The organism is Pseudomonas sp. R32 (assembly GCF_009866705.1).
Classification (GTDB): domain Bacteria; phylum Pseudomonadota; class Gammaproteobacteria; order Pseudomonadales; family Pseudomonadaceae; genus Aquipseudomonas; species Aquipseudomonas donghuensis.
In genome coordinates this window covers 4,897,141-4,919,681 of record NZ_CP019396.1, presented here as the reverse complement: position 1 = coordinate 4,919,681, position 22,541 = coordinate 4,897,141, and the positions used below count along the sequence as shown (strand labels likewise).

The window sequence follows — 22,541 nt, the reverse complement described above, 5'->3', positions numbered from 1 at the left end:
CCGGATTCTTGCTTTTATGCGGCCAAAAAGTAAGAAGCCTCCCAATCTCTCGATTGGAAGGCTTCGCGGCGGTAGCTGCCTTTGCCTTTGCCGGCGCGTTCCTGGCGGCTGCGGAACAATGGCTGGGCTATGATCGATTTGGCCTTGTTGGGCCCGGGTTTTGCGGGTTTCTTGCTCATCACAGGATGTCCTGCCAGGTGGGTGTGGGGCGCAATATAGGCGTTGAAGCCATCGCTGGCAAGCCAGCTCCCACAGAGACGGTCGTGGGAGCTGGCTTGCCAGCGATGGGCTGCAAAGCAGCCCCCGGCTTCACTCAGCCGGCAACGCCAGACGCTGCCCCGCCATCAGCAACGACAAGCGCGCCAGGCTGGTCCAGGCCGAGCCCTGAGCCTGGCCCTTGATTTGCGCATCGATGCGCTGGGCATCCTGCAACAACTGGCTCCAGCGCTGCGCCGAATGGCGTTGCAGGGCCTTGCTCATCAGTGGTTTGCGCTTGTCCCAGACCGGCGGCCGGGCCTGGCTGAAGGCCTTGTCCAGCGGCACGCCCTGGCTGAACTGCTGGGCCAGCCCGGCCAGCAGGCGCAGTTCCCGGGCCAGGGCCCAGAGAATCACCGGCGGTTCGACGCCTTCGCCGCGCAAACCTTCGAGCATGCGCAAGGCATGGGCGGCCTCGCCATTGAGGATGGCGTCGACCAGGCCGAAGACATCAAAGCGGGCGCTGTCGGCTACCGCTGCCTGGACGGTTTCGACAGTGATCTGATTGCCTTCGGCCAGTAGCTTGAGCTTCTCGATCTCCTGGGCTGCCGCCAAAAGGTTGCCTTCCACCCGCGCGGCAATCAGATCAACGGCGTCGCGCTGGGCGCTCAGCCCGGCCTGGGACAGACGCTGGCTGATCCATTGCGGTAGCTGGTGACTGTCCACCGGCCAGATTTGCACGAACTGGGTGTGTTGCCCTTCGATCAGCGCCTTGCCCCACTTGGTTTTCTGCGCACTGCCGTCGAGCTTGGGCAGGCTGATCAGCAGCAGGGTGTCTTCAGCGGGGTTGGAGCAGTATTCGATGAGTGCCGCGGCGCCTTTGTCGCCAGGCTTGCCGGACGGCAGGCGCAGTTCGAGCAAGCGCCGCTGGGCGAACAGCGACAGGCTGGCACCGGCCTGGAGCAGGGCGCCCCAGTCGAAGTTGGCGTCGGCGCTGAACACCTGGCGTTCGTCGAAACCTTGCTGGCGTGCCGCCGTGCGGATGGCGTCGGCAGCTTCCTGGCACAACAGCGGGTCATCGCCGCTGATCACGTAGACCGGTGCGAGGCTGCCTTGCAGGTGCTTGTTAAGTTGGGCGGGAGTGAGTTTCATGATGGCAGACGGGGCACCGAAGTGCCCCGTTCAATCTCAGTTGGCTGGCAGTTGCAGCGGCGACTGCTGAGGCGTTTCGTCCTGGGCGCGGCGGGCCGCTTCGAGGGCATCGGCTTCGGCCTGGGCACGTTCATCAGCCTTTTGCTGCAGGCCTTCAAGCTGGCCAGGGGTCAGCAGTTGCAGGCGTACCAGCATGTTCTGCACCAGGTCGCGGCGCATTTCGTTCCGAGCTTGTGTGGCTTCCTGTTGCGAGCCGGTGATGTTGTTGCCGTCATGCACATAGATCTTGCGCACTTCGAGCTTGTCGTTGAGCAGGTTGGTGTTGTTGTGGCCTTCAATGCTGTAGCTCAGCACGGTGGTCAGCTCATACTCGGCCGAACGACCCGAACCTCCTGCATAGGTGGCTGCGCGTTGGGTTTCGGCTTCGTTGGTCAGAACCAGTTTGTAAGGCGCGCCGGCGTGGACGTTGACGCCGCTGCTCTGCAGGGCCTGGCGCAGTTGGACCACGGTATCGCCGTAGGCGTTACGTGCACTCAGGTCCAGTTCCTTGATCGCCAGTTCACTGGTTCCGGTACCGCGCAGCTGGAAACCGCAGGCGCTGAGCATCACGGCCAGGCCCATTACCAGCAGATTGCGTTTGATCATGTTGTAGCTCCCTTGTGGGCCGATTCTGTGCGCCGGCCCGCATAATTGGCGGGCCGGCGTTTCCTGTCAGTTGGCGACGATGTTGACCAGCTTGCCCGGTACCACGATGACCTTGCGGATGCTCAGGCCTTCGGTGAAGCGCAGCACGTTCTCGTTGCTGCGCGCAGCGGCTTCGACGTCCTCGCGGCTGGCTGCGGCCGGCATTTCGATCTGGCCACGCAGCTTGCCGTTGACCTGGATGACCAGGACGATGCTGTCCTGGACCAGGGCGCTTTCGTCCAGTACCGGCCAAGGTGCGTCGATCACGGCGCCCTGGTGACCCAGTTGCTGCCACAGCTCATGGCTGATGTGCGGGGTGATCGGCGCCAGCAGCAGGGTGACCGCTTCCAGGCCTTCGTGCAGCAGGGCGCGGTCCTGTTCGCTGGCTTGCGGGGCTTTTTCCAGTACGTTCATCACGGTCATCACCTGGGCGATGGCGGTGTTGAACTTGTGGTACTGGCCGACATCGGTGCTGGCCTGCTTGATGGCAGCGTGGATGGTGCGGCGGATCACTTTCTGTGCGTCATCAAGGCTGGCGACATCCAGCTTGCCCGGCAGGCCCTGGGCCACGTGGGCCTGAGCCAGGCGCCAGACGCGGCGCAGGAAGCGGTTGGCACCTTCGACACCAGAGTCGGACCATTCCAGGCTCATGTCGGGCGGCGAGGCGAACATCATGAACAGGCGGCAGGTGTCGGCGCCGTAGGCTTCGATCATTGCCTGCGGGTCGACGCCGTTGTTCTTGGACTTGGACATCTTCTCGGTGCCGCCGATCTCGACCGGCAGGCCGTCGGTCTTCAGCGTGGCGCCGATGATCTTGGCCTTGGCATCGCGCTCGATTTCGACGTCGGCCGGGTTGAACCAGTCCTTGCCGCCGTTGCTGGCAACGCGGTAGTAGGTTTCGGCGACGACCATGCCCTGGGTCAGCAGGTTCTTGAACGGCTCGTTGGAGGTGACCAGGCCTTCGTCGCGCATCAGCTTGTGGAAGAAACGCGCGTACAGCAGGTGCAGGATCGCGTGTTCGATACCACCGATGTACTGATCTACCGGCAGCCAGTGGTTGGCCGCTTTCGGGTCGACCATGCCGCCTTCGTAGTTAGGCGAGGCGTAGCGGGCGAAGTACCAGGACGACTCGACGAAGGTGTCCATGGTGTCGGTTTCGCGCTTGGCCGCCGTGCCGCATTTCGGGCATTCGCATTCGTAGAACTCGGGCATGCGTGCCAGTGGCGAACCGGCGCCATCGGGTACGACGTTTTCCGGCAAGGTGACCGGCAGTTGGTCTTCCGGTACCGGCACATCGCCACAAGCTGGGCAGTGGATGATCGGGATCGGGCAACCCCAGTAGCGCTGACGGCTGATGCCCCAGTCGCGCAGGCGGAACTGGGTGCGGGACTTACCCAGCTCTTTCTTGATCAGTGCCACTTCGATGGCGTCGAAGGCACCCTGGAAGTCCAGGCCGTCGAACTCACCGGAGTTGATCAGCTGGCCGTGCTCGCCGTAGGCGGCCAGCCACTCGCTGCCGACTTCATCGCCAGCGCTGGTACGGATCACAGCCTTGACCGGCAGGTTGTACTTGTGGGCGAACTCGAAATCGCGCTCGTCGTGGGCCGGGACAGCCATGACCGCGCCGTCGCCGTAGTGCATCAGCACGTAGTTGGCGACCCACACCGGCAGTTTTTCGCCGGTCAGCGGGTGCTCGACGAACAGCGAGGTGGCCAGGCCTTTTTTCTCCTGGGTCGCGATGTCGGCTTCGGCGACGCTGCCGCTCTTGCACTCATCGATGAAGGCTTGCAGCTCGGGGTTGCCCTGGGCGGCCTGGGTGGCCAGTGGGTGCTCGGCGGCAACGGCCACGTAGGTGGCGCCCATCAGGGTGTCCGGACGGGTGGTGAAGACTTTCAGGGCCCCGGCGTGGCCGATGCTGGCCTGATCGTAGGGGAACTGCACTTCCATGCCACGGGACTTGCCGATCCAGTTGCGCTGCATGGTCTTGACCTGCTCAGGCCAGCCCGGCAGATCGTCGAGGCTTTCCAGCAGCTCGTCGGCGTAGTCGGTGATCTTGAAGTAGTACATCGGGATTTCGCGCTTCTCGATCAGCGCGCCCGAACGCCAGCCGCGACCGTCGATGACTTGCTCGTTGGCAAGGACGGTCTGGTCGGCCGGGTCCCAGTTCACGGTACCGTTTTTGCGGTAGATCACGCCTTTTTCGAACAGGCGGGTGAACAGCCACTGTTCCCAGCGGTAGTAGTCGGGCTTGCAGGTGGTGACTTCACGCGACCAATCGAACGCCAGGCCCAGGCTCTTGAGCTGGGTCTTCATGTACTCGATGTTTTCGTAGGTCCACTTGGCCGGGGCGACGTTGTTCTTCATCGCGGCGTTTTCCGCCGGCATGCCAAAGGCGTCCCAGCCCATTGGCTGCAGGACGTTCTTGCCGAGCATGCGCTGGTAACGGGCGATCACGTCACCGATGGTGTAGTTGCGCACGTGGCCCATATGTAGCTTGCCGCTTGGGTACGGGAACATCGATAGGCAGTAGTACGTGTCCTTGCCTGGCTGTTCACTGACTTCAAAAGACTTTCGCTCATCCCAGTAAGACTGGGCGGCGGCTTCGATTTCGCGGGGCTGATAGAGTTCGTGCATGGCTACTTTGCGCTGAGAAATGGGAGACCTTATCCAGGCAGCGATCAAACCGCTGCATCGGCAATCCGGTGTCAAGTATGGTGAACGCCCTAGCATACATGACCCCTGTCCACCGAGGGAAACCCTGATTGCACCGCCTGTGGCGCAGCGGGCCGTTGGTCGCGGCGTCCGGCTGCTTTTGCGAGTAACGCTAAGCTCATGTGTGGGGGGAGATATATTTATCTTCAATGAGGTGAACGGATGGGAGAGTCGCAGCAACAAGCAACGAAACCGGAGCTTTACGAACGGCTGATCGACCGTCTGGGCCTGGCCCTCGAGGTCGCTAGAACCTCCGTTCGATTACGCGATGAAGTGCCTGCTGAATTGGAGTTGCGTGGTCTGAGCCGCGCTGAATTCGAAGTGATCAAGGCCTATCTGGAATCCCTTCCGGAGGGCGGGCATGGACGCGTCGGCGCATTGCCACAACCGGAGACGCCGACTTCGGCCAGAATCGTCTGGCTCAAGGATAAGCGCTCCGCTACCACAGCAAAGTCCAGAACGCTGCAATTCAAGTAGCCGTTCGGGTTTTTCCGGCGCAAAGCGGAGTGCGCCACCGAGTCAAAAACTTCACTGATCGGCACCTGACTATTGTTGCCAGGTGCCGATCCTCTTAGGCTGCGCACCTCCAAGGAGGTGTCCCGTGCCGATTCGTTATCTCATCAAACAAATGATCATGCCGCCTGGCGTGCTGTTTCTGCTGCTGCTGGGCGCCTGGTGGCTGCGCAAATCCTGGCCGCGCTTGTCGAGGCTGTGTTTCGTCCTGGGTTTGGGCGGGTTGTGGCTGATGAGCCTGCCGGTCGTGGTGGAACAGGCTGCCCGGCAACTGGAAACCGAGCCGGCGCTGGCCACCAGCCAATGGGCAGGGCTGGCCGAGCATGCCGATGCCATTGTCATTCTTGGCGCTGGTCGCGAACGCGGTGATCCGGCCTGGGATTCGCAGGATCAACCCACGGGCGTGGCCATGGAACGCATGCGCTACGCGGCGCAGTTGGCCAAGGCTTCGGGCTTGCCGGTACTGACCAGCGGCGGCCTGCACTACGGTACGCCGCCCAGCGAAGCGCAGTTGATGGCCGATTCCCTCCAGCGTGACCTGGGCGTGAGCGTACGCTGGAAAGAGGAGCGCAGCCGCACCACGTGGGAAAACGCGCAGATGAGCGCCGAGCTGTTGCAGCCCCTGGGGATCAAGCGCGTGGTGGTGGTGACCCAGGCCTGGCACATGCAGCGCTCGCGCTGGAGCTTCGAGCAGGCGGGTTTTGACGTAGTGACGGCGCCGGTGGGCTTTCTTGGTCGTGACCATGCCCGACCATTCGGTGGCTGGCTGCCGGAGGGCAAGTCGCTGTGGCAGAGCGGCCAACTGCTCAACGAGGCAGTCGGCCTGCTCGGCTACAAAGTGTTCTACTAGACGGTCTTGGCCATCCGGCTGGCCAGCAGGGCCCAGCCCAGCAGCAGCGCGCAGAGGATCAGCAGTGGCCAGGAGCGCCATTGCAGGTACGGGGTGAGCTGCTGCATCGGCACTACCTCACCGTAGAGGATGCCGCGTTCGAACTGCGGGATCTGCGCAGTGATGCGGCCGAACGGGTCGATCAGGCCGGTGACGCCGTTGTTGGTGGCGCGGATCATCCAGCGTCCGGCTTCCAGGGCGCGCATCTGCGCCATCTGCAGGTGCTGCAGGGGGCCGATCGAGGTACCGAACCAGGTGTCGTTGCTGATGGTCAGGAGAATGTCGCTGCGCGCCGCCAGGCTCGCCGCAAATTCCGGATAGACCACTTCGTAGCAGATGTACGGCGCGATCTGATAGCCCTTGGCCTGCAACAGCGGCTGGTCGGCCGGCCCGCGGGCAAAGTCCGACATCGGCAGGTCGAAGAAGGCAATCAGGCCACGGAGCATGTCCTGCAGTGGCACGTACTCGCCAAACGGCACCAGTTTCTGCTTCAGGTAAGTGCCATCACCTTCGCCGGTCACGGTGATGCCGTTGTAATAGCGGCGTTGCTGGTGCACCACTTCGCGCACCGGCACGCCGGTGATCAAGGCCGTATTACGCTCGGCGGCGAAGTTGCCCATCATGTCCAGGTAGCCCTGGGCCTGATCCTTGAGGACCGGTACCGCGGTTTCTGGCCACACCAGCAGGTCGACCGGTTTGGAGCTGAAGCTCATGTCGCGGTACAGGGCCAACTGGGCGTTGACGTGTTCCGGGTTCCATTTCAGCTCCTGCTCGACGTTGCCTTGCAGGGCGGCGACGCTCAGCGGCTTGCCGGAAGGGCTGGTCCAGGCGTGGTTCTTCAGTGCCAGGCCGATCGCCCAGGGCGCCAGCAACAGCACGACGGCCACAGCCAGGAACGACTTGCGTGCCCGCAAGCGCGGCAGGTTGCACACCAGTGCCGCGCACAGGGCCAGGCAGAACGAAATCAGCCACATGCCACCCAGCGGCGCCAGGCCCGAGAGCGGCCCGTCAAGCTGGCTGTAACCGGAGTACAGCCAGGGAAACCCGGTGAGGAACCAGCCGCGGAAGGCTTCCTGGCCGACCCACAACGCTGCGAAGCACAGGGCATCGGCCAGCGGCGCCTCGTTGCGCCGCAACCAGCGCGCCCAAAGCCAGGCGGGCAGGGCGAAGAACCAGGCAATGGCGGCAAAGAACGCCAGCAACAAGCCGGTAGCCAGCAACGGCGTGGCACCGCCATAGGTGTTGATACTGACGTAGATCCAGCTGGTGCCGGCGGCGTACAGGCCAAAGCCGAAGCACCAGCCGCGGCCCAGGGCCTGGCGTGGGCTGAGCTCGCGCAGGCCGAGGTAGAACAGGCCGGCCGCGAGCAAGGCCAGCGGCCAGATGTCGAACGGCGCCAGGGCCAGGGTGGTGATTGCACCGGCCGCCACGGCCAGCAGGTTACCGGGCCAGCCGGGGCGGGTGATCCAGCGCATGGGTGTCCTTAACGGGTGATAGGGGTTAGACGCAGCAGGTGAATCCGGCGGCTGTCGGCATTGAGGATGCGGAAACGGTACGGGCCGATCTCGGTGGTCTCGTTACGCTTGGGCAGGTGGCCGAAGGCACTCATGACCAGGCCGCCGACAGTGTCGAACTCGTCGTCGGAGAACTGGCTGTCGAAGAACTCGTTGAAGTTCTCGATCGGCGTCAGCGCCTTGATCAGGAAGTCGCCACTGGGCAGCGGCTTGATGTAGCTGTCTTCCTCGACGTCATGCTCGTCTTCGATGTCGCCGACGATCTGCTCGAGTACGTCTTCGATGGTCACCAGACCCGCCACGCCGCCGTATTCGTCAATGACGATGGCCATGTGGTTATGGTTGGCGCGAAATTCACGCAGCAGCACGTTCAGGCGCTTGGACTCGGGCACGAACGTGGCCGGGCGCAGCAGGTCCTTGATGTTGAAACTGTCGCCGTTCTCCTTGAGGATCAGCGGCAGCAGGTCCTTGGCCAGCAGCACGCCGAGCACGTCGTCGTGGCTTTCGCCAACGACCGGGTAGCGCGAGTGCGCGGCATCGATCACCGCCGGCAGGAACTCACGCGGCGACTGGGTCGCCTTGATGCTCATCATCTGCGAGCGCGGCACCATGATGTCGCGCACTTGCAGGTCGGCGACCTGGATGGCGCCCTCGACAATGGTCAGCGCCTCGCTGTCGAGCAGCTTGTTCTGATGGGCTTCGCGCAGCAGCTCAAGCAGCTCCTGACGGTTTTTCGGCTCGTGGGCAAAAGCCTGGGTCAGTTTGCCCAGCCAGGACTTTTGCCCGTTGCTCGATCGATCTTCGCTCATGGCGGTTACTCGTGATCCTTTGCAGATATCAGTGTTGAATGTCGTCGTGTTCGTCGTCGGCGTACGGGTCCGGATGACCCAGTTCGGCAAGCAACGTTCGTTCCAGTGCTTCCATTTCCTCGGCCTCATCGTCGTCGATGTGGTCGTAGCCCAGCAGGTGCAGGCAGCCGTGGATCACCAGGTGCGCCCAATGGGCCTCCAGCGCCTTGCCCTGTTCGGCGGCTTCGCGCTCGACCACGGCGATGCAGATCACCAGGTCGCCCAACAGCGGGATGTCGAGCAGTTCATCAGGCACGTCGGCCGGGAAGGACAGCACGTTGGTGGCGTAGTCTTTGCTCCGCCAGGTGCGATTCAGTTCGCGGCCTTCGGCTTCATCGACCAGGCGAATGGTCAGCTCCGAGTCGGCCGTGCGCTGGCGCAAAGCCAGCTCACACCATTGGCGGAACTGTTGCTCGGTCGGGTGTGGTGCATTACTTGCCAGTTGCAGATCGAGCTCAAGCATCGCGTTGTTTGCCTTCGGTCGGGTTCTGCTGCTGGCTGTCGAAGCGCTCGTAAGCCTCGACAATGCGCTGCACCAACGGGTGGCGGACCACGTCCTTGGGCAGGAAGTGCGTGAAGCTGATGCCCGGCACGCCCTTGAGCACCTCGATAACGTGGGCCAGGCCCGACTTGGTGCCGCGTGGCAGGTCGACCTGGGTGATGTCACCGGTGATCACGGCGGTGGAACCAAAACCGATACGGGTGAGGAACATCTTCATCTGCTCGACCGTGGTGTTCTGGCTCTCATCGAGGATGATGAAGCTGTTGTTCAGGGTGCGGCCACGCATGTAGGCCAGCGGGGCGATCTCGATCACCTGGCGCTCGATCAGCTTGGCCACGTGCTCGAAGCCGAGCATCTCGTACAGGGCGTCGTAGAGCGGGCGCAGGTACGGGTCGATCTTTTGTGCCAGGTCGCCGGGCAGGAAGCCGAGCTTTTCGCCCGCCTCGACCGCCGGACGTACCAGCAGGATGCGCCGCACCTGTTCACGCTCCAGGGCGTCAACCGCGCAGGCCACGGCCAGGTAGGTCTTGCCGGTACCGGCCGGGCCGATGCCGAAGTTGATGTCGTTGCCGAGAATTTCCTTCACATAGCGCTGCTGGTTCAGCCCGCGTGGACGAATCATGCCCTTGCGCGTGCGCAGGGAAACACTGACTTCGTTGACAGCCGGGTTTTCCAGCTCTTCGACGGCCGATTCCTGCAGGTACAGGTGGACCATTTCCGGCGACAGCTCGGTGGCCTTGGCCTCGCGATAGAGGCGGCGCAGCAGTTGTTCGGCAGAGGAGGTGTGTTTGGGTTCGCCGATCAGTTCGAACTGATTGCCGCGGTTGCGGATTTCGATGGCCAGGCGCTGTTCGATCAGGCGCAGATGCTCGTCGAACTGCCCGCACAGGTTGGCGAAGCGGTGGGCCTCGAAGGGCTCGAGGATGAAACGATGTGGTTCGATAGGTGCGTTCAAGGTCGTTTTTCAGCCGCCCAACGGCAAAGGATATGGTCTCAAGGATAACCCTAGCCGCTGCAGGGTGAAAGCGCTGAAACGATCAAGGGTCGCCGGGCCTGTAACAAGGCCCGGCAGGTCAGCTCAATGGGCCAGCGAGCCGAACAGCGAGTGCGGGCGCGCATCGTCGATATGGATGTCGACGAACTGGCCGATCAGCTTCGGATTGTCGCAGCGAAAGTTGACGATACGGTTATTCTCGGTGCGCCCCTGCAACTGGCCGGGGTCGCGGCGCGAGTAGTCGGTGACGAGAATGCGCTGAACGGTACCGACCATTTGTCGGCTGATCTCGAAGCCCTGGGTGTCGAGGCGATGTTGCAGGGCCTTGAGGCGCTCCTTTTTCAGCTCTTCCGGGGTTTCGTCCGGCAGGTCCGAGGCCGGGGTGCCCGGGCGCTGGCTGTAGACGAACGAGTAGGAAAAGTCGAAACCGACGTCGGCCACCAGCTTCATGGTTTGCTCGAAGTCTTTCTCGGTTTCGCCGGGGAAGCCGACGATGAAGTCCGAACTGATGCAGATGCCCGGCACTGCGGCCTTGAGTTTGCGCAGCTTGGACTTGTATTCGAGGATGGTGTGGTTGCGCTTCATCGCCGCCAGCACGCGGTCGGAGCCCGATTGCACCGGCAGGTGCAGGTGCTTGACCAGCTCCGGCACTTCGGCGTGGGCCTGGATCAGGCTGTCGGAAAACTCCAGCGGGTGCGAGGTGGTGTAGCGAATGCGATCGATGCCATCCACCGCCGCCACCACGCGGATCAGCTCGGCCAGGTCCGCCAGGCGCCCGTCGTGGGTCTGGCCACGGTAGCCGTTGACGTTCTGACCTAGCAGGGTGATTTCACGTACACCGTTCTCGGCCAGGTGGATGACTTCGGCCAGCACATCGTCGAACGGTCGGCTGACTTCCTCGCCACGGGTGTAGGGCACCACGCAGAAGGTGCAGTACTTGCTGCAGCCTTCCATCACCGAAACATAGGCGCTGGGGCCATCGATGCGCGGCTCGGGCAGGTGGTCGAATTTTTCGATTTCCGGGAACGACACGTCGACCTGGGGCAGGCGCGTGGTGCGCGCGGCGTCGATCATTTCCGGCAGGCGGTGCAGGGTCTGCGGGCCGAAGACCACGTCGACGTAAGGCGCGCGCTTGCGGATCGACTCGCCTTCCTGGCTGGCCACGCAGCCGCCAACGGCGATGACCATGTCCGGGTTCAGGTCTTTGAGTTCACGCCAGCGGCCCAGCTGGGAATACACCCGGTCCTGGGCGCGCTCGCGGATCGAGCAGGTGTTGAGCAGGATGACGTCGGCGTCTTCGGCGCGGGCCGTGACTTCAAGGGCTTGATGTTCACCCAGCAGATCGACCATGCGCGAGCTGTCGTACTCGTTCATCTGGCAACCGTGGGTTTCGATGTAAAGCTTCTTGGCCATGGGAGATCATCTGGTAATTCGAAGAACCGCACATTATAAGGGCCCGGGGCCGTGGATCCTAGCGTTGTCGGCCTGGTGCCTATGTTATAGTTTGCGACTTCTTTACCACCCGTGATTGTCCCCGCCCAAAATGACCAAACGCGAAGCTCCGATCTACAAAGTGATCTTTCTCAACCAGGGCCAGGTGTACGAGATGTATGCCAAGCAGATCTATCAAAGCGATCTGTGGGGCTTTCTTGAAGTTGAAGAGTTTGTCTTTGGCGAGCGCACCCAGGTGGTGGTCGATCCGAGCGAAGAAAAGCTCAAGGCCCAGTTCGAAGGCGTGGTGCGCAGCTTTGTGCCGATGCACTCGATCGTGCGCATCGATGAGGTCGAGCGTCTGGGCACGCCAAAGATCAGCGAGGCGCGCGGTACTGGCAATGTAATGCCGTTCCCGATGCCAATGCCGGAAAAGTAAGTACGGGTTTCAGGGCAGCGGCGAGAAGGGCGTGCGACCGTCGACGGTCTGTAGCTCCAGCAGGTATTTGCGAAAGATCTGCCCCAGCACCTGGGTCGCTATTTCCAGCTCGTCGCGCGGCATCTTGGCAGACACCTCGTCAGCCATGTCCAGTGCATCCTCGGCACCATTGACCGCTGCCATCTTCAGCAGGATGTAGGCCTGCACATTGTTGGCCGCCACACCTTCACCCTTGTAGAACATGGTGCCCAGACGGTATTGCGCCTCGGCGTGGCCTTGCAGCGAGGCTTGCTCGAAGTAGCTCAGGGCCTGGTTGAGGTCGCGTGGGGTGTTGGTGCCTTCGTAGTAGAACTCACCCAACTCGTACTGGGCTTGTGCATCCCCGGACTTGGCCGCGTCCTGGCAGGCAGCGAGCGCTTGCGGCAGGTCTTCGGGCTGGGAATCGAGGGTGCAGCGGCCCGTCGCCGGAATCAGCAACGAGTTACCGCCTGCTGTGGCCAGCAGGGGCTGAAGAAGCAACAGGCAGCCCAGGGCGAGGGCGCGGCCGGTGCGGTTCATGGGGATCGACTTACCTCTGCAAAGCTGCGGCCAAAGTGTCTGGTGGCACATTATGGGATAAGCAGCGCCTACCTTACAAAGTCTTTACTCGATTTTCTGCTTCCAAGGCACCATCGCGGGGCAAGCCCGCTCCCACAATGATCACTGTGGGAGCGGGCTTGCCCCGCGATGGCTGCAAAAATCAGAGCTTGGCGAACGCTCGCTCAGCCGCATCCAGGGTGATCTGCAGCTCGGTTTCACCGTGGGCAATCGAGGTAAAGCCCGCTTCGAAGGCGCTTGGCGCCAGGTACACGCCGCCTTCGAGCATCAGGTGGAAGAAGCGCTTGAAGCGCTCGGCATCGCTGGCCATGACGTCATCGAAGGTGACGATGTCGTCGGCACCGCTGAAGTACAGGCCAAACATGCCGCCGGCCTGGGTGGTGACGAACGGGATGCCGGCGGCATCGGCGCGCTGTTGCAGGCCATCGAGCAGGCGGCTGGTGAAGGCGCTCAGTTCGTCATGAAAGCCTGGGCGGCTGATCAGTTTGAGGGTGGTCAGGCCAGCGGCCATGGCCAGCGGGTTGCCCGACAGGGTGCCGGCCTGGTAGACCGGGCCCAGCGGCGCGATCTGTTCCATGATCTTGCGCTTGCCACCGAAGCAGCCCACCGGCATGCCGCCACCGACGATCTTGCCGAAGGTCGAGAGGTCCGGGGTCACCCCGTAATGAGCCTGGGCGCCGCCCAGGGCGACGCGGAAACCGGTCATCACTTCGTCGAAGATCAACACCACGCCATGCTTGTCGCACAACGCGCGCAGTCCTTCGAGGAAGCCTGGCGCCGGCGGCACGCAGTTCATGTTGCCGGCGACCGGCTCGACGATGATGCAGGCGACGTCCTGGCCGACGTCAGCGAGCATCTTCTCGACCGCGTCGATGTCGTTGAACGGCAGGGTCAGGGTGTGTTTGGCAAAGGCTGCCGGCACCCCGGCGGAGCTCGGTACGCCTTGCGTCAGCAGGCCGGAGCCGGCTTTGACCAGCAGGCTGTCGGAGTGGCCGTGGTAGCAGCCTTCGAATTTGATGATGCTGTCGCGGCCGGTGTAGCCACGGGCCAGGCGGATGGCGCTCATGGTCGCTTCGGTGCCGGAGCTGACCATGCGCACCATCTCCATCGACGGCACGATCGAGCAGACCAGGTCGGCCATTTCGGTTTCCATGGCGGTTGGCGCGCCATAGGACAGGCCGTGCTCCAGCTGCTTGCGCACCGACTCCAGTACATCCGGGTGGCTGTGGCCGAGGATCATCGGGCCCCAGGAACCGACGTAGTCCACGTAGCGCTTGTCGTCTTCGTCAGTGACATAGGCACCGGCGGCGTGCTTGAAGAACAGCGGCGTGCCGCCAACGCTCTTGAACGCCCGTACCGGCGAGTTGACGCCACCGGGGATGTGTTTCTGGGCGTTGGCAAACAGGGTTTCGGAACGAGACATGATGGGCTCTCTCAATCAGGCAGAAGCGAACAGGGCGTTGAAGGCGCGGGCACGGCGGGTGACTTCCTGCGTGCTGTCGGCGCCGAACAGGCCGTGAATCACCGCCAGCAGGTCGGCGCCGTGGGCGACCAGCGGGGCGGCGTTGTCGAGGGTGATGCCGCCGATCGCGCAGATCGGCAGCTTGATACGGTTGCGCGCGTGTTCCAGCAGGGCGGTATCGGCGGCGGGCGCGCCTGGTTTGGTGACCGAATTGAAGAAGCGGCCGAAGGCGACGTAGCTGGCGCCTTCACGGGCGGCCTGCTCGGCCAGCTCCAGTTGGGCGTGGCACGTTGAGCCGATGATGGCGTTGCGCCCGAGCAGGGTGCGGGCCGGGGTCAACGGCCCGTCGGTCTGGCCCAGGTGGACGCCGACGCCCAGGCGTGCAGCCAGTTCGGCGTCGTCGTTGATGATCAGCTGGGTCTTGTAGCGTGCACACAGCTCGGCCAGGCTCTGGGCCTCGCGAAGGCGGCGGGACGCGTCCTGGCTCTTGTCGCGGTATTGCAGCAAGGTCACGCCGCCTTCCAGGGCCGCTTCGACATAGGGCAGAAACTTGCCGGCCAGCAACTGGCTGTCAGTGATGGCATACAGGCCGCGTAACTTCATGGTGTAGACCTCAAGCGAAGATCAGGAACAGAAATCCAGTGGCAGGCGGCGTGGCACGTACTGGCCTTTGCCCAGTTGCTCGGCATCGCGCAGGGTGCGCCAGGTGTAATCCAGGGCCGAGCGCACCGCGCTTTGCAGCTGCTCGCCCAGGGCCAGGCGGCCGGCCAGGGCACTGGCCAGGGTGCAGCCGGAGCCGTGATAGCTGCCGGGCAGGCGCTGGCAGGTCCAGGTGTGACGCTGGCCGTCGCGGCTGTACAGGCGGTTGTGGATTTCGTGTTCGTCGCCGTGACCGCCGGTGATCAGCAGGTGTCTGACAAACGGCAGGAGCTTTTCTGCGCATTCATCGGCGCTGCCTTCGGGCAGTTCGGCCAGGATGCGTGCTTCGGGAAGGTTCGGGGTAGCGATGGTTGCCAGTGGCAACAGGCGCTCGCGCATGGCGTAGCCGACTTCATCCTTGCCCAGGCGGCCACCGCCGCCAGCGCGCAGGACCGGGTCGCAGACCAGCGGCAGATGCGGATGGGCACTGAGCAGTTCGACCACGGTGTCGACCATTTCGATTGAGCCGAGCATGCCCAGCTTGACGGCCGCTACCGTCGAATCGGCAAGCACGGCATTGGCCTGGGCCAGTACCCACTCGCGGTCGAGGACGCGGAAGTCGCTGACATTGACGGTATCCTGGACGGTCAGGGCGGTCACGGCCGGAGCGGCATGACAGCCTTGCGCGATCAGGGCTTCGATATCTGCCTGCAAGCCGGCGCCGCCACTGGGGTCGTGGCCGGAGAGACAGAGGACAACGGGGCGGGAGCTGTAGGTATTCATGGTGCGCGAGCTTATCACCAAACGCTTTTGCTGGGTCCGCCCCGGCGCCGGGGATTTTTCAACGGGCGTTTGAAAGGTCCTGTAAGAATCGCTGAAAGTGCCGTTCTAGAGCCTTTGGCGTAAAGTTTTCAGTGGCATCTGGCAGGCTCGGAAAGCTATGCTAGAGTGCTCGAATAAACCGATAACGGTTACTGCCGGATCACGTCGCCTCAAACGGACAGGAGGCTACGCGACGCGACCGGGACAGACCATGCTGGGGCTGTATGCGCTATTTGCTGATTGTTGTGCTGGGCTGGCTGCCGTTGCTGGCCACGGCGGTCGATTTCGACGACTCCACCCGCAGCTTGCCGCTGGGGCAGGTGATGCAAGTGTTCGAAGACCGCGATGGCAACGCCAGCATTGCGCAGGTCAGTGCGCCGTCATTCAGCGAGCATTTTCGCCCGCACCGGGCCGAAGTCCTCAACGCCGGCTATTCCAGTTCGGTGTTCTGGCTGAAAATCCAGCTGCGCTACACCGCCTTGCCATCGGCAGCCCCCCGCGCCTGGTTGCTGGAGCTGGCCTATCCGCCACTCGATCACCTTGAACTCTACCTGCCGGACGCCAGCGGTACCTTTCGCCTGGCCCAACGCACCGGCGACGCCCTGCCTTATGCCAGTCGGCAAATCAAACAGAACAACTACCTCTTCGAACTACCCTTTGCCCCCGGCCAGACGACCACGGCCTATCTACGCTTGCACAGCCAGGGCTCAGTGCAGGCGCCGTTGACCCTGTGGTCGGCGCAGGCCTACATGGAGGCGCAACCGACCCGCCTGTATGTGCTGGGCCTGATCTACGGCGTGTTGCTGGGGATGCTGGTCTACAACCTGTTCATCTACCTCAGCGTGCGCGATACCAGTTACCTGTATTACATCCTCTATATCGCCTCGTTCGGTCTGTACCAGGTCTCGGTCAACGGCGCCGGCGTGGCCTATTTCTGGCCGGACAGCCCCTGGTGGGCCAACGCCGCCACACCGATGTTCATTGGTGCGGCGGGCCTGTTCGGTTGCCAGTTTGCCCGCAGCTTCCTGCAGGTACGCAATCACAGCCGTGCCTTCGACGCCGTGCTCAAGGTGCTGATGGGCTGTGGTGCGTTGGCGATGCTGCTGTCGCTGACCAGTAGCTACGGCGTAGCCCTGCGCCTGGCCACGGCGTTGGCGCTGCTGTTCACCGTGTGTATCTTCGCCGCCGGGATTTTCGCCTGGCACCGCGGTTTGCGCGTGGCCCGCTACTTCATCATTGCCTGGTCGGCGTTCTTGCTCGGCGGCCTGGTCAATACCCTGATGGTGCTGGGCTATTTGCCGAACGTGTTCCTGACCATGTACGCCAGCCAGATCGGTTCGGCGCTGGAGGTCGGCCTGTTGTCCCTGGCGCTGGCCGACCGCATCAACAGCATGCGTGACGAGCAGGCCCGGACGCTGCGCGAAACCGGCCGCACCCTGGAGCAACTCAACATCCAGTTGGCCAACAGTAACCGCCTGAAAGACCAGTTCCTGGCCACCGTCACCCACGAGCTGCGCACGCCGATGAATGGCGTGATCGGTTCGCTGGAGCTGATGCAGACCATGCCGCTGGACGGCGAGCTGGCCCAGTACCAGCACACCGCCAGTTCCGCAGCCCAGGACATGATGGGCATGGTCGATGACATCCTCATCCTCACCGAGCTGCAGGCCGGCCGCCTGAGTGCTCAGAACGCCCCGTTCAGCCTGCGCTCGCTGCTGCAGGAGGTGCGCGCCGAACATGCCGCTGCTGCCATGGCCAAGGGCTTGTACCTGAGCCTGGATACCCCGGCGGAACTGCCCGATGTGCTGATCGGCGACCGGCACAAGCTGGCCATGTGCCTGGGGTACTTGATGGATAACGGCATCAAGTTCACTCACCAGGGCGGGGTTATGTTGCAGGTACGCGGTGCCCGCCTGGGCCCGGATCAACTGCGCTTGAGCATCAGTGTCAGCGACAGCGGCATCGGTTTCGATTGCCTTGATGAAGCCACGCTGTATCAGCGCTTCTTCCAGGTCGATGGCTCGATGACTCGAGCTCACGGCGGCCTGGGCATTGGCCTGGCGATTTGCCGGCAGTTGGCCGAGCTGATCGGCGCGCGCCTGCAGCACGAGTCCAATCCGGGGCTGGGCAGCCGCTTCGAGCTGAGCCTGAGCGTGCCCTTGAGCCCGCCCCAGGTGCAGTTGGGCATGGCCCGGCCAGGGCTAAATCACGGCTAGTTAGGCGTTTTTGTCACTTTGACAGGGGGGCGGGGCGTGATTCACTGAAATTTCAGACACGCCAGGATCCAGGAGGCCCCTCGATGAACCTGCACCAGTACGCTGAAACCCATGAGGTCACCAACCAGCCGCCGTCCCTGGATGGCGCCAACCTGTACCGCATCGATCTGCCGCTACAGGAATGGTCGCGGCGCTACGGTGCAGGCTGGGCACAGGACCGCATCGACGCGTACGGCGCCCTGGCCGGCGGGCCGCTGATGGCCGCAGGCTTTCTGGCCAACCAGTACAAGCCGCAATTCAGCAGCCATGATCGCTACGGCCATCGCATCGACCTGGTGGAGTTTCATCCGGCCTATCACGAGCTGATGCGCACGGCCATCGAGCATGGCCTGCCCTCGTTGCCCTGGGCCAACCCGCGTGAGGGCGCCCATGTCGCCCGCGCCTCGATGACCTACCTGCACAGCCAGGCCGAAGCCGGCAGTGGCTGCCCGCTGACGATGACCTTCGCCGCCGTGCCGGCGCTCAAGCTGCAGCCGGAACTGGCCGAGTACTGGTTACCCAAGGTCCTGGCAACGGAATACGACCCGCGTAACATTGGCGATCGCCATAAGGCCGGGGTGACCCTGGGCATGGCCATGACCGAGAAGCAGGGCGGCACCGACGTGCGCGCCAATACCACACGTGCCTATCCGGTCGGTGCGCCAGGCCCGGGCCAGGCTTATGAACTGGTCGGGCACAAGTGGTTCTGCTCGGCGCCAATGTGCGATGCCTTTCTGACCCTGGCCCAGACCGACAAGGGCCTCAGCTGTTTCCTGCTGCCGCGTCACCGCCCGGATGACAGCCGCAACCAGTTCTATATCCAGCGCCTGAAGAACAAGCTCGGCAACTGCTCCAATGCTTCCAGCGAAGTCGAGTTCCGTGGCGCCCTGGCCTGGATGATCGGTGAGGAAGGCCGTGGGGTGCCGACCATCATCGAAATGGTCGCCATGACCCGCTTCGACTGCATGGTCGGCTCCAGTGCCCTGATGCGCCAGGCCCTGACCCAGGCCGCTCACCACTGCGCCCATCGCCAGGTCGGTGGGCGGCTGTTGGCCGAGCAGCCATTGATGCAGAACGTGCTGGCCGATCTGGCCCTGGAAAGCGAAGCGGCGCTGGCCTTGAGCCTGCGCATGGGCCATGCCCTCGACCAGCCGGATGATCCGCACCAGGCGCGTTTTGCCCGGCTGATCACCGCCGTGGGCAAGTACTGGATCTGCAAACGGGCACCGGCGATGATCAATGAGGCGGCCGAATGCATGGGCGGTGCCGGTTATGTCGAAGACAGCATCCTGCCGCGGCTGTACCGCGAGGCTCCGGTCAACTCGACCTGGGAAGGCTCGGGCAACGTCCAGTGCCTGGACGTATTGCGCGCCTTGTCCAAGGAGCCCGGCGTACTCGACACACTGTTTGCCGAGCTCGGTGATGGCCATGGCGATCCGCGCCTGGCTGCACATATCGGCAACCTCAAGGTGGCGTTTGCCGACACTGCTGACATCCAGTACCGCGCCCGCCAGCTCACGGAAGACATTGCCGTCGGCCTGCAGGCCAAGTTGCTGCTCGAAGCCGGTAACGCGGTGGTCAGCGATGCCTTTATCGCCAGCCGCCTGAGAGGCAGCGGCCGGGTATACGGCGTGCTGCCCCGTGGCATTGATGTCGCGGCGTTGGTGCAACGCTCGACCCCGAATTGGCCGCTCTAACGTGCGTGCCTTTGCCGACGGATGTAGGCAAGATGGGGGCATGCATGTCAGACAGGAAGTACATTGTGAGCCGTACTGATGAAGCCTTCGTTGTCGTAGAAACCGCCGAGCAGGCCGTCGACCGCCTGGCGGCCCTGCACGAACAAGCCACCGCGGCCTTGAGCCAGGCGCTCAAGCGCTACCTCAAGGACCGCACCGAGCCGGATGCCGAGGAGCGGGCGCTGTTCCGCTACCCCGAACTGCGCCTGACCTACCAATACCATGGCGAAGTGCCGGCGATTACCCGCGCTTACGCCAAGGTTCAGCTACCCGGCACCTACAGCGTTACCGTGACGCAGCCGGCGGCGTTCCGTGGTTACCTGCTCGAGCAGCTCAAGCCGCTGATGCGTGACTTCACTGTCACGGTCGAAGTGGGCGTCAGCCAGCAGAACATTCCTTACCCTTATGTGGTCGAGCAGGGCGACGAGCTGGCCGGTACCGGCATCACTGCCGCGGCGCTGGCGCGGGTGTTCCCCAGCACCGACCTGTCCGCCGCCACCGACGGCATTGCCGACGGCCTGTACGACTGGGCCAACGTCGACCCACTGCCGCTGGCACTGTTCGACGCCGCGCGGGTGGACTTCTCCCTGCGCCGCCTGGTGCATTACACCGGCAGCGACTGGCGCCATGTGCAGCCGTGGATCCTGCTGACCAACTATCACCGTTATGTCGACCAGTTCATCACCCACGGTCTTGAGCAACTGCGTAATGATCCGCGCTTCGTGCGCATGGTCTTGCCGGGCAATGTGATCATCGAAAAGGCCATGGACAACGGCGAAGCCCAGGCCCTGGTCGCCGGGGTGGTCTGGCACCGTTACCAGATGCCGGCCTATCACCTGATCGCCGCCGATGGCGACGGTATCACCCTGGTCAACATCGGCGTCGGCCCGTCCAACGCCAAGAACATCACCGACCACCTGGCGGTGCTGCGCCCGCACTGCTGGCTGATGATCGGCCACTGCGGTGGCCTGCGCCAATCGCAGACCATTGGCGATTACGTGCTGGCCCACGCCTATATGCGCCGCGATGGGATTCTCGACCGGGTGGTCCCCCCGAACATTCCGATTCCGGCCCTGGCCGAAGTGCAACTGGCGTTGCAGGAGGCGGCGGCGCAGGTTACCGGCGAGCGCGGCGACGAGCTGAAAAAGCGCCTGCGTACCGGCACCGTGCTGACCTACGACGACCGCAACTGGGAGCTGCGCTGGGCCCAGGAACGACCGTTGATCAACCTGTCGCGGGCAGTGGCGGTGGACATGGAAAGCGGCACCATCGCCGCCCAGGGCTATCGCTTGCGGGTCCCGTACGGCACCTTGTTGTGCGTTTCCGACAAACCGCTGCACAGCGAGATCAAACTGCCGGGGGCGGCCAACGCCTTCTACAACCGGGCGGTCAGCCAGCACTTGAACATCGGTATCGCCGCCCTCGACCTGCTGCGTACCGAGCTCAACTCGTTGCACTCGCGTAAACTGCGCAGTTTTGACGAGCCGCCGTTCCGCTGAGGCCCCATGCCGTTACCCCCACGCACCAAGCCGCGGCGTCCCGCGGCCAAGCCCACCGGTCCGCGTCGCCTGCCCAAGGCGCCGCCGGCCGAGCCGCGGTTGATCCTGTTCAACAAGCCCTTTGACGTGCTGACCCAGTTCAGCGACGGCGAAGGGCGCGCGACCCTCAAGGACTTCATTGCCATCCCCGGCATTTACCCGGCCGGACGCCTGGACCGTGACAGCGAGGGCTTGCTGCTGCTGACCAACGATGGCCAATTACAGGCGCGGATTGCCGACCCCAAGCACAAGTTGGCGAAAACCTATTGGGTACAAGTGGAGGGGGAACCGAGCGCGGAGCAGTTGCAGCGTCTGCGCGAGGGTGTCGAGCTCAACGACGGCCCGACCTTGCCGGCCCAGGCCCGCCAGCTCGACGAGCCCGACCTTTGGCCACGCAACCCGCCAGTACGCTTTCGCAAGAGCATACCGACCAGTTGGCTGGAGCTGGTGATCAAGGAAGGGCGCAACCGTCAGGTGCGGCGCATGACCGCTGCCGTCGGCTTGCCGACCCTGCGCCTGGTGCGCGTACGGATCGGCGACTGGAGCCTGGATGGCCTTGATCAAGGCCAGTGGCGGGAAGTGCCGGCCAAGCTTTAAACGCCTTCGATAAAGCCGATCACCACGCTTTTGATGATGAAGGCGAGGATGCCCAGGCCCAGCACGAAAAACAGGATGAAGGTGCCGAACTTGCCGGCTTTGGATTTTTTCGCCAGGTCCCAGACGATAAAACCCATGAAACCAATGAGGATGGTGACCAGGATGGTCATCATCCACTCTTCGAACAACGCAGGATCCATCGATACTCTCCGGCAGGTTGAGGCGCGCGATTATACGCCCCAGTTGCCAGCCTGACTAACGCAGGTGCGTGAGCGGCAGTTCGGTGCTGGCCAGTACCTGGTTGAGGACGAAGCTGGAGCGCACGCTGGTTACGCCTTCAATGCGCGTCAGGTGGCCGAGCAGCAGTTGCTGGTAATGGTCCATGTCGGGCACTACGACTTTTAGCTGGTAGTCGGCATCCATCCCGGTGACCAGGCTGCATTCGAGTACTTGCGGCAGGCTGCGGATCGCTGCCTCGAAGGTCTCGAAGCGCTCGGGGGTGTGGCGGTCCATGCCGATCAATACGTAGGCGGTCAGGCTCAGGCCGAGCTTCTTGCGATCGAGCAGGGCGACCTGGCGGGCAATGTAGCCGTCGTCTTCCAGTTGCTTGACCCGGCGCGAGCAGGGCGAAGGCGACAGGCCGATGCGTTCGGCCAGTTCCTGGTTGGAGATACGCGCATCGCGCTGCAATTCGGCAAGAATGCTCAGGTCATAGCGGTCAAGCTTGCTCATGGGGTTGGCCTTTTCTGTTTCGATTGCGTAGAATTATCAATCTTTAGGCAAAAATTGCGCAAGTGATATTTAATTGAGCAATCTTAGCAATCATCTGTCGCTGCCTTCGCCGTATTCTTATCACCAGAATCACTGCCCGGACATCAGTCCAGTGCGGCGGGCCTAATCAGGCCAGCCGCGGCCAGCAACCCCACCCGGTTGTGCTCGGCCCCCGGGCTACACACTGTCCACAAGACGGCGTGAGGTGAGCCGGTGTCACAAGCGCCGAGCACGGACAAAATTCTCAAAGG

22 protein-coding genes are annotated in these 22,541 nt (G+C 63.2%); 7 read left to right on the top strand and 15 right to left on the bottom strand.

Annotation, left to right across the window (positions count from 1 at the left end):
• Nucleotides 1-14: 14 nt before the first annotated feature.
• From arfA to leuS, 4 genes are all read right to left on the bottom strand, one after another.
• Nucleotides 15-179, bottom strand: a complete 165-nt coding sequence (gene arfA / locus PspR32_RS22685) for an alternative ribosome rescue factor ArfA (RefSeq protein WP_010222906.1) — start codon at nt 177-179, stop codon at nt 15-17.
• A gap of 130 nt (nt 180-309) precedes the next feature.
• Nucleotides 310-1,347, bottom strand: coding sequence for a DNA polymerase III subunit delta (holA, locus tag PspR32_RS22680; RefSeq protein ID WP_159389197.1), 1,038 nt, complete (start codon nt 1,345-1,347; stop codon nt 310-312).
• 36 nt (nt 1,348-1,383) lie between these two features.
• On the bottom strand, nt 1,384-1,992 hold the full coding sequence (locus PspR32_RS22675) for an LPS-assembly lipoprotein LptE (RefSeq protein ID WP_159389196.1): 609 nt from the start codon (nt 1,990-1,992) through the stop codon (nt 1,384-1,386).
• A gap of 66 nt (nt 1,993-2,058) precedes the next feature.
• Complete coding sequence (gene leuS / locus PspR32_RS22670) at nt 2,059-4,665, bottom strand: leucine--tRNA ligase (RefSeq protein WP_159389195.1); 2,607 nt, start codon at nt 4,663-4,665, stop codon at nt 2,059-2,061.
• 240 nt (nt 4,666-4,905) lie between these two features.
• On the opposite strand from leuS, the gene PspR32_RS22665 reads away from it, so the two are divergent.
• Entirely contained in the window at nt 4,906-5,220 is a 315-nt protein-coding gene (locus tag PspR32_RS22665) for a hypothetical protein (protein ID WP_010222910.1), read from the top strand.
• A 124-nt stretch (nt 5,221-5,344) separates the two neighbouring features.
• A complete protein-coding gene (locus PspR32_RS22660; RefSeq protein ID WP_010222911.1) occupies nt 5,345-6,106 on the top strand; it encodes a YdcF family protein in 762 nt (253 codons plus the stop codon).
• On the opposite strand, the gene lnt is transcribed toward PspR32_RS22660, so the two are convergent.
• The 5 genes from lnt to miaB form a co-directional block, all read right to left on the bottom strand.
• Nucleotides 6,103-7,620, bottom strand: coding sequence for an apolipoprotein N-acyltransferase (gene lnt / locus PspR32_RS22655; RefSeq protein WP_036996973.1), 1,518 nt, complete (start codon nt 7,618-7,620; stop codon nt 6,103-6,105). The two genes, PspR32_RS22660 and lnt, sit on opposite strands and share 4 nt — an antisense overlap.
• Before the next feature lie 8 nt (nt 7,621-7,628).
• A complete protein-coding gene (locus PspR32_RS22650) occupies nt 7,629-8,468 on the bottom strand; it encodes an HlyC/CorC family transporter (RefSeq protein ID WP_010222913.1) in 840 nt (279 codons plus the stop codon).
• Nucleotides 8,469-8,496: 28 nt separating this feature from the next.
• Nucleotides 8,497-8,970 (bottom strand): rRNA maturation RNase YbeY, encoded by a 474-nt coding sequence (ybeY, locus tag PspR32_RS22645; protein WP_036996971.1) that lies wholly within the window; start codon nt 8,968-8,970, stop codon nt 8,497-8,499.
• Nucleotides 8,963-9,964: a PhoH family protein gene (locus PspR32_RS22640; protein ID WP_010222915.1), complete on the bottom strand. Its 1,002-nt coding sequence runs from the start codon at nt 9,962-9,964 to the stop codon at nt 8,963-8,965. The genes ybeY and PspR32_RS22640 overlap by 8 nt, the downstream gene beginning before the upstream one ends.
• 123 nt (nt 9,965-10,087) lie before the next feature.
• Nucleotides 10,088-11,416, bottom strand: a complete 1,329-nt coding sequence (miaB, locus tag PspR32_RS22635) for a tRNA (N6-isopentenyl adenosine(37)-C2)-methylthiotransferase MiaB (protein WP_010222916.1) — start codon at nt 11,414-11,416, stop codon at nt 10,088-10,090.
• 130 nt (nt 11,417-11,546) lie between these two features.
• Between miaB and PspR32_RS22630 the strand changes: the two genes are divergently transcribed.
• Nucleotides 11,547-11,873: a DUF1820 family protein gene (locus tag PspR32_RS22630; RefSeq protein WP_010222917.1), complete on the top strand. Its 327-nt coding sequence runs from the start codon at nt 11,547-11,549 to the stop codon at nt 11,871-11,873.
• Between the two features lie 9 nt (nt 11,874-11,882).
• Here PspR32_RS22630 and PspR32_RS22625 read toward each other — a convergent pair whose 3' ends face one another.
• The 4 genes from PspR32_RS22625 to PspR32_RS22610 form a co-directional block, all read right to left on the bottom strand.
• Nucleotides 11,883-12,431 (bottom strand): tetratricopeptide repeat protein, encoded by a 549-nt coding sequence (locus PspR32_RS22625; protein WP_010222918.1) that lies wholly within the window; start codon nt 12,429-12,431, stop codon nt 11,883-11,885.
• A gap of 181 nt (nt 12,432-12,612) precedes the next feature.
• Nucleotides 12,613-13,893, bottom strand: a complete 1,281-nt coding sequence (gene hemL, locus PspR32_RS22620) for a glutamate-1-semialdehyde 2,1-aminomutase (protein WP_010222919.1) — start codon at nt 13,891-13,893, stop codon at nt 12,613-12,615.
• A gap of 15 nt (nt 13,894-13,908) precedes the next feature.
• On the bottom strand, nt 13,909-14,535 hold the full coding sequence (gene thiE / locus PspR32_RS22615) for a thiamine phosphate synthase (RefSeq protein ID WP_159389194.1): 627 nt from the start codon (nt 14,533-14,535) through the stop codon (nt 13,909-13,911).
• Nucleotides 14,536-14,556: 21 nt separating this feature from the next.
• Entirely contained in the window at nt 14,557-15,354 is a 798-nt protein-coding gene (locus PspR32_RS22610) for a hydroxymethylpyrimidine/phosphomethylpyrimidine kinase (protein ID WP_100782771.1), read from the bottom strand.
• Nucleotides 15,355-15,617: 263 nt separating this feature from the next.
• Between PspR32_RS22610 and PspR32_RS22605 the strand changes: the two genes are divergently transcribed.
• The 4 genes from PspR32_RS22605 (at nt 15,618) to PspR32_RS22590 (ending at nt 21,519) form a co-directional block, all read left to right on the top strand.
• Nucleotides 15,618-17,609 carry a sensor histidine kinase gene (locus PspR32_RS22605; protein WP_036996968.1) on the top strand — a complete coding sequence of 664 codons (1,992 nt, stop codon included), beginning with the start codon at nt 15,618-15,620 and terminating at the stop codon, nt 17,607-17,609.
• A gap of 83 nt (nt 17,610-17,692) precedes the next feature.
• A complete protein-coding gene (locus PspR32_RS22600) occupies nt 17,693-19,345 on the top strand; it encodes an acyl-CoA dehydrogenase family protein (protein WP_159389193.1) in 1,653 nt (550 codons plus the stop codon).
• 32 nt (nt 19,346-19,377) lie between these two features.
• Nucleotides 19,378-20,883, top strand: coding sequence for an AMP nucleosidase (amn, locus tag PspR32_RS22595; protein ID WP_374045233.1), 1,506 nt, complete (start codon nt 19,378-19,380; stop codon nt 20,881-20,883).
• A 69-nt stretch (nt 20,884-20,952) separates the two neighbouring features.
• Nucleotides 20,953-21,519 (top strand): pseudouridine synthase, encoded by a 567-nt coding sequence (locus PspR32_RS22590; protein WP_174242340.1) that lies wholly within the window; start codon nt 20,953-20,955, stop codon nt 21,517-21,519.
• Here PspR32_RS22590 and PspR32_RS22585 read toward each other — a convergent pair.
• Together PspR32_RS22585 and PspR32_RS22580 are read right to left on the bottom strand one after the other, a co-directional pair.
• Nucleotides 21,516-21,719: a DUF2788 domain-containing protein gene (locus PspR32_RS22585; protein ID WP_010222926.1), complete on the bottom strand. Its 204-nt coding sequence runs from the start codon at nt 21,717-21,719 to the stop codon at nt 21,516-21,518. The genes PspR32_RS22590 and PspR32_RS22585 overlap by 4 nt on opposite strands.
• A gap of 55 nt (nt 21,720-21,774) precedes the next feature.
• A complete protein-coding gene (locus PspR32_RS22580) occupies nt 21,775-22,251 on the bottom strand; it encodes an Lrp/AsnC family transcriptional regulator (RefSeq protein ID WP_010222927.1) in 477 nt (158 codons plus the stop codon).
• Nucleotides 22,252-22,541: the final 290 nt, after the last annotated feature.

What these genes read in the sequence shown, in the direction of transcription:
- amn (WP_374045233.1), top strand. Translation starts at nt 19,378, where the DNA reads ATGGGGGCATGCATGTCAGACAGGAAGTACATTGTGAGCCGTACTGAT.
- leuS (WP_159389195.1), bottom strand. Translation starts at nt 4,665, where the DNA reads ATGCACGAACTCTATCAGCCCCGCGAAATCGAAGCCGCCGCCCAGTCT.
- PspR32_RS22580 (WP_010222927.1), bottom strand. Translation starts at nt 22,251, where the DNA reads ATGAGCAAGCTTGACCGCTATGACCTGAGCATTCTTGCCGAATTGCAG.
- PspR32_RS22630 (WP_010222917.1), top strand. Translation starts at nt 11,547, where the DNA reads ATGACCAAACGCGAAGCTCCGATCTACAAAGTGATCTTTCTCAACCAG.
- holA (WP_159389197.1), bottom strand. Translation starts at nt 1,347, where the DNA reads ATGAAACTCACTCCCGCCCAACTTAACAAGCACCTGCAAGGCAGCCTC.
- PspR32_RS22625 (WP_010222918.1), bottom strand. Translation starts at nt 12,431, where the DNA reads ATGAACCGCACCGGCCGCGCCCTCGCCCTGGGCTGCCTGTTGCTTCTT.
- lnt (WP_036996973.1), bottom strand. Translation starts at nt 7,620, where the DNA reads ATGCGCTGGATCACCCGCCCCGGCTGGCCCGGTAACCTGCTGGCCGTG.
- PspR32_RS22585 (WP_010222926.1), bottom strand. Translation starts at nt 21,719, where the DNA reads ATGGATCCTGCGTTGTTCGAAGAGTGGATGATGACCATCCTGGTCACC.
- thiE (WP_159389194.1), bottom strand. Translation starts at nt 14,535, where the DNA reads ATGAAGTTACGCGGCCTGTATGCCATCACTGACAGCCAGTTGCTGGCC.
- PspR32_RS22605 (WP_036996968.1), top strand. Translation starts at nt 15,618, where the DNA reads ATGCGCTATTTGCTGATTGTTGTGCTGGGCTGGCTGCCGTTGCTGGCC.
- PspR32_RS22650 (WP_010222913.1), bottom strand. Translation starts at nt 8,468, where the DNA reads ATGAGCGAAGATCGATCGAGCAACGGGCAAAAGTCCTGGCTGGGCAAA.
- PspR32_RS22675 (WP_159389196.1), bottom strand. Translation starts at nt 1,992, where the DNA reads ATGATCAAACGCAATCTGCTGGTAATGGGCCTGGCCGTGATGCTCAGC.
- arfA (WP_010222906.1), bottom strand. Translation starts at nt 179, where the DNA reads ATGAGCAAGAAACCCGCAAAACCCGGGCCCAACAAGGCCAAATCGATC.
- miaB (WP_010222916.1), bottom strand. Translation starts at nt 11,416, where the DNA reads ATGGCCAAGAAGCTTTACATCGAAACCCACGGTTGCCAGATGAACGAG.
- PspR32_RS22665 (WP_010222910.1), top strand. Translation starts at nt 4,906, where the DNA reads ATGGGAGAGTCGCAGCAACAAGCAACGAAACCGGAGCTTTACGAACGG.
- PspR32_RS22600 (WP_159389193.1), top strand. Translation starts at nt 17,693, where the DNA reads ATGAACCTGCACCAGTACGCTGAAACCCATGAGGTCACCAACCAGCCG.
- PspR32_RS22610 (WP_100782771.1), bottom strand. Translation starts at nt 15,354, where the DNA reads ATGAATACCTACAGCTCCCGCCCCGTTGTCCTCTGTCTCTCCGGCCAC.
- hemL (WP_010222919.1), bottom strand. Translation starts at nt 13,893, where the DNA reads ATGTCTCGTTCCGAAACCCTGTTTGCCAACGCCCAGAAACACATCCCC.
- ybeY (WP_036996971.1), bottom strand. Translation starts at nt 8,970, where the DNA reads ATGCTTGAGCTCGATCTGCAACTGGCAAGTAATGCACCACACCCGACC.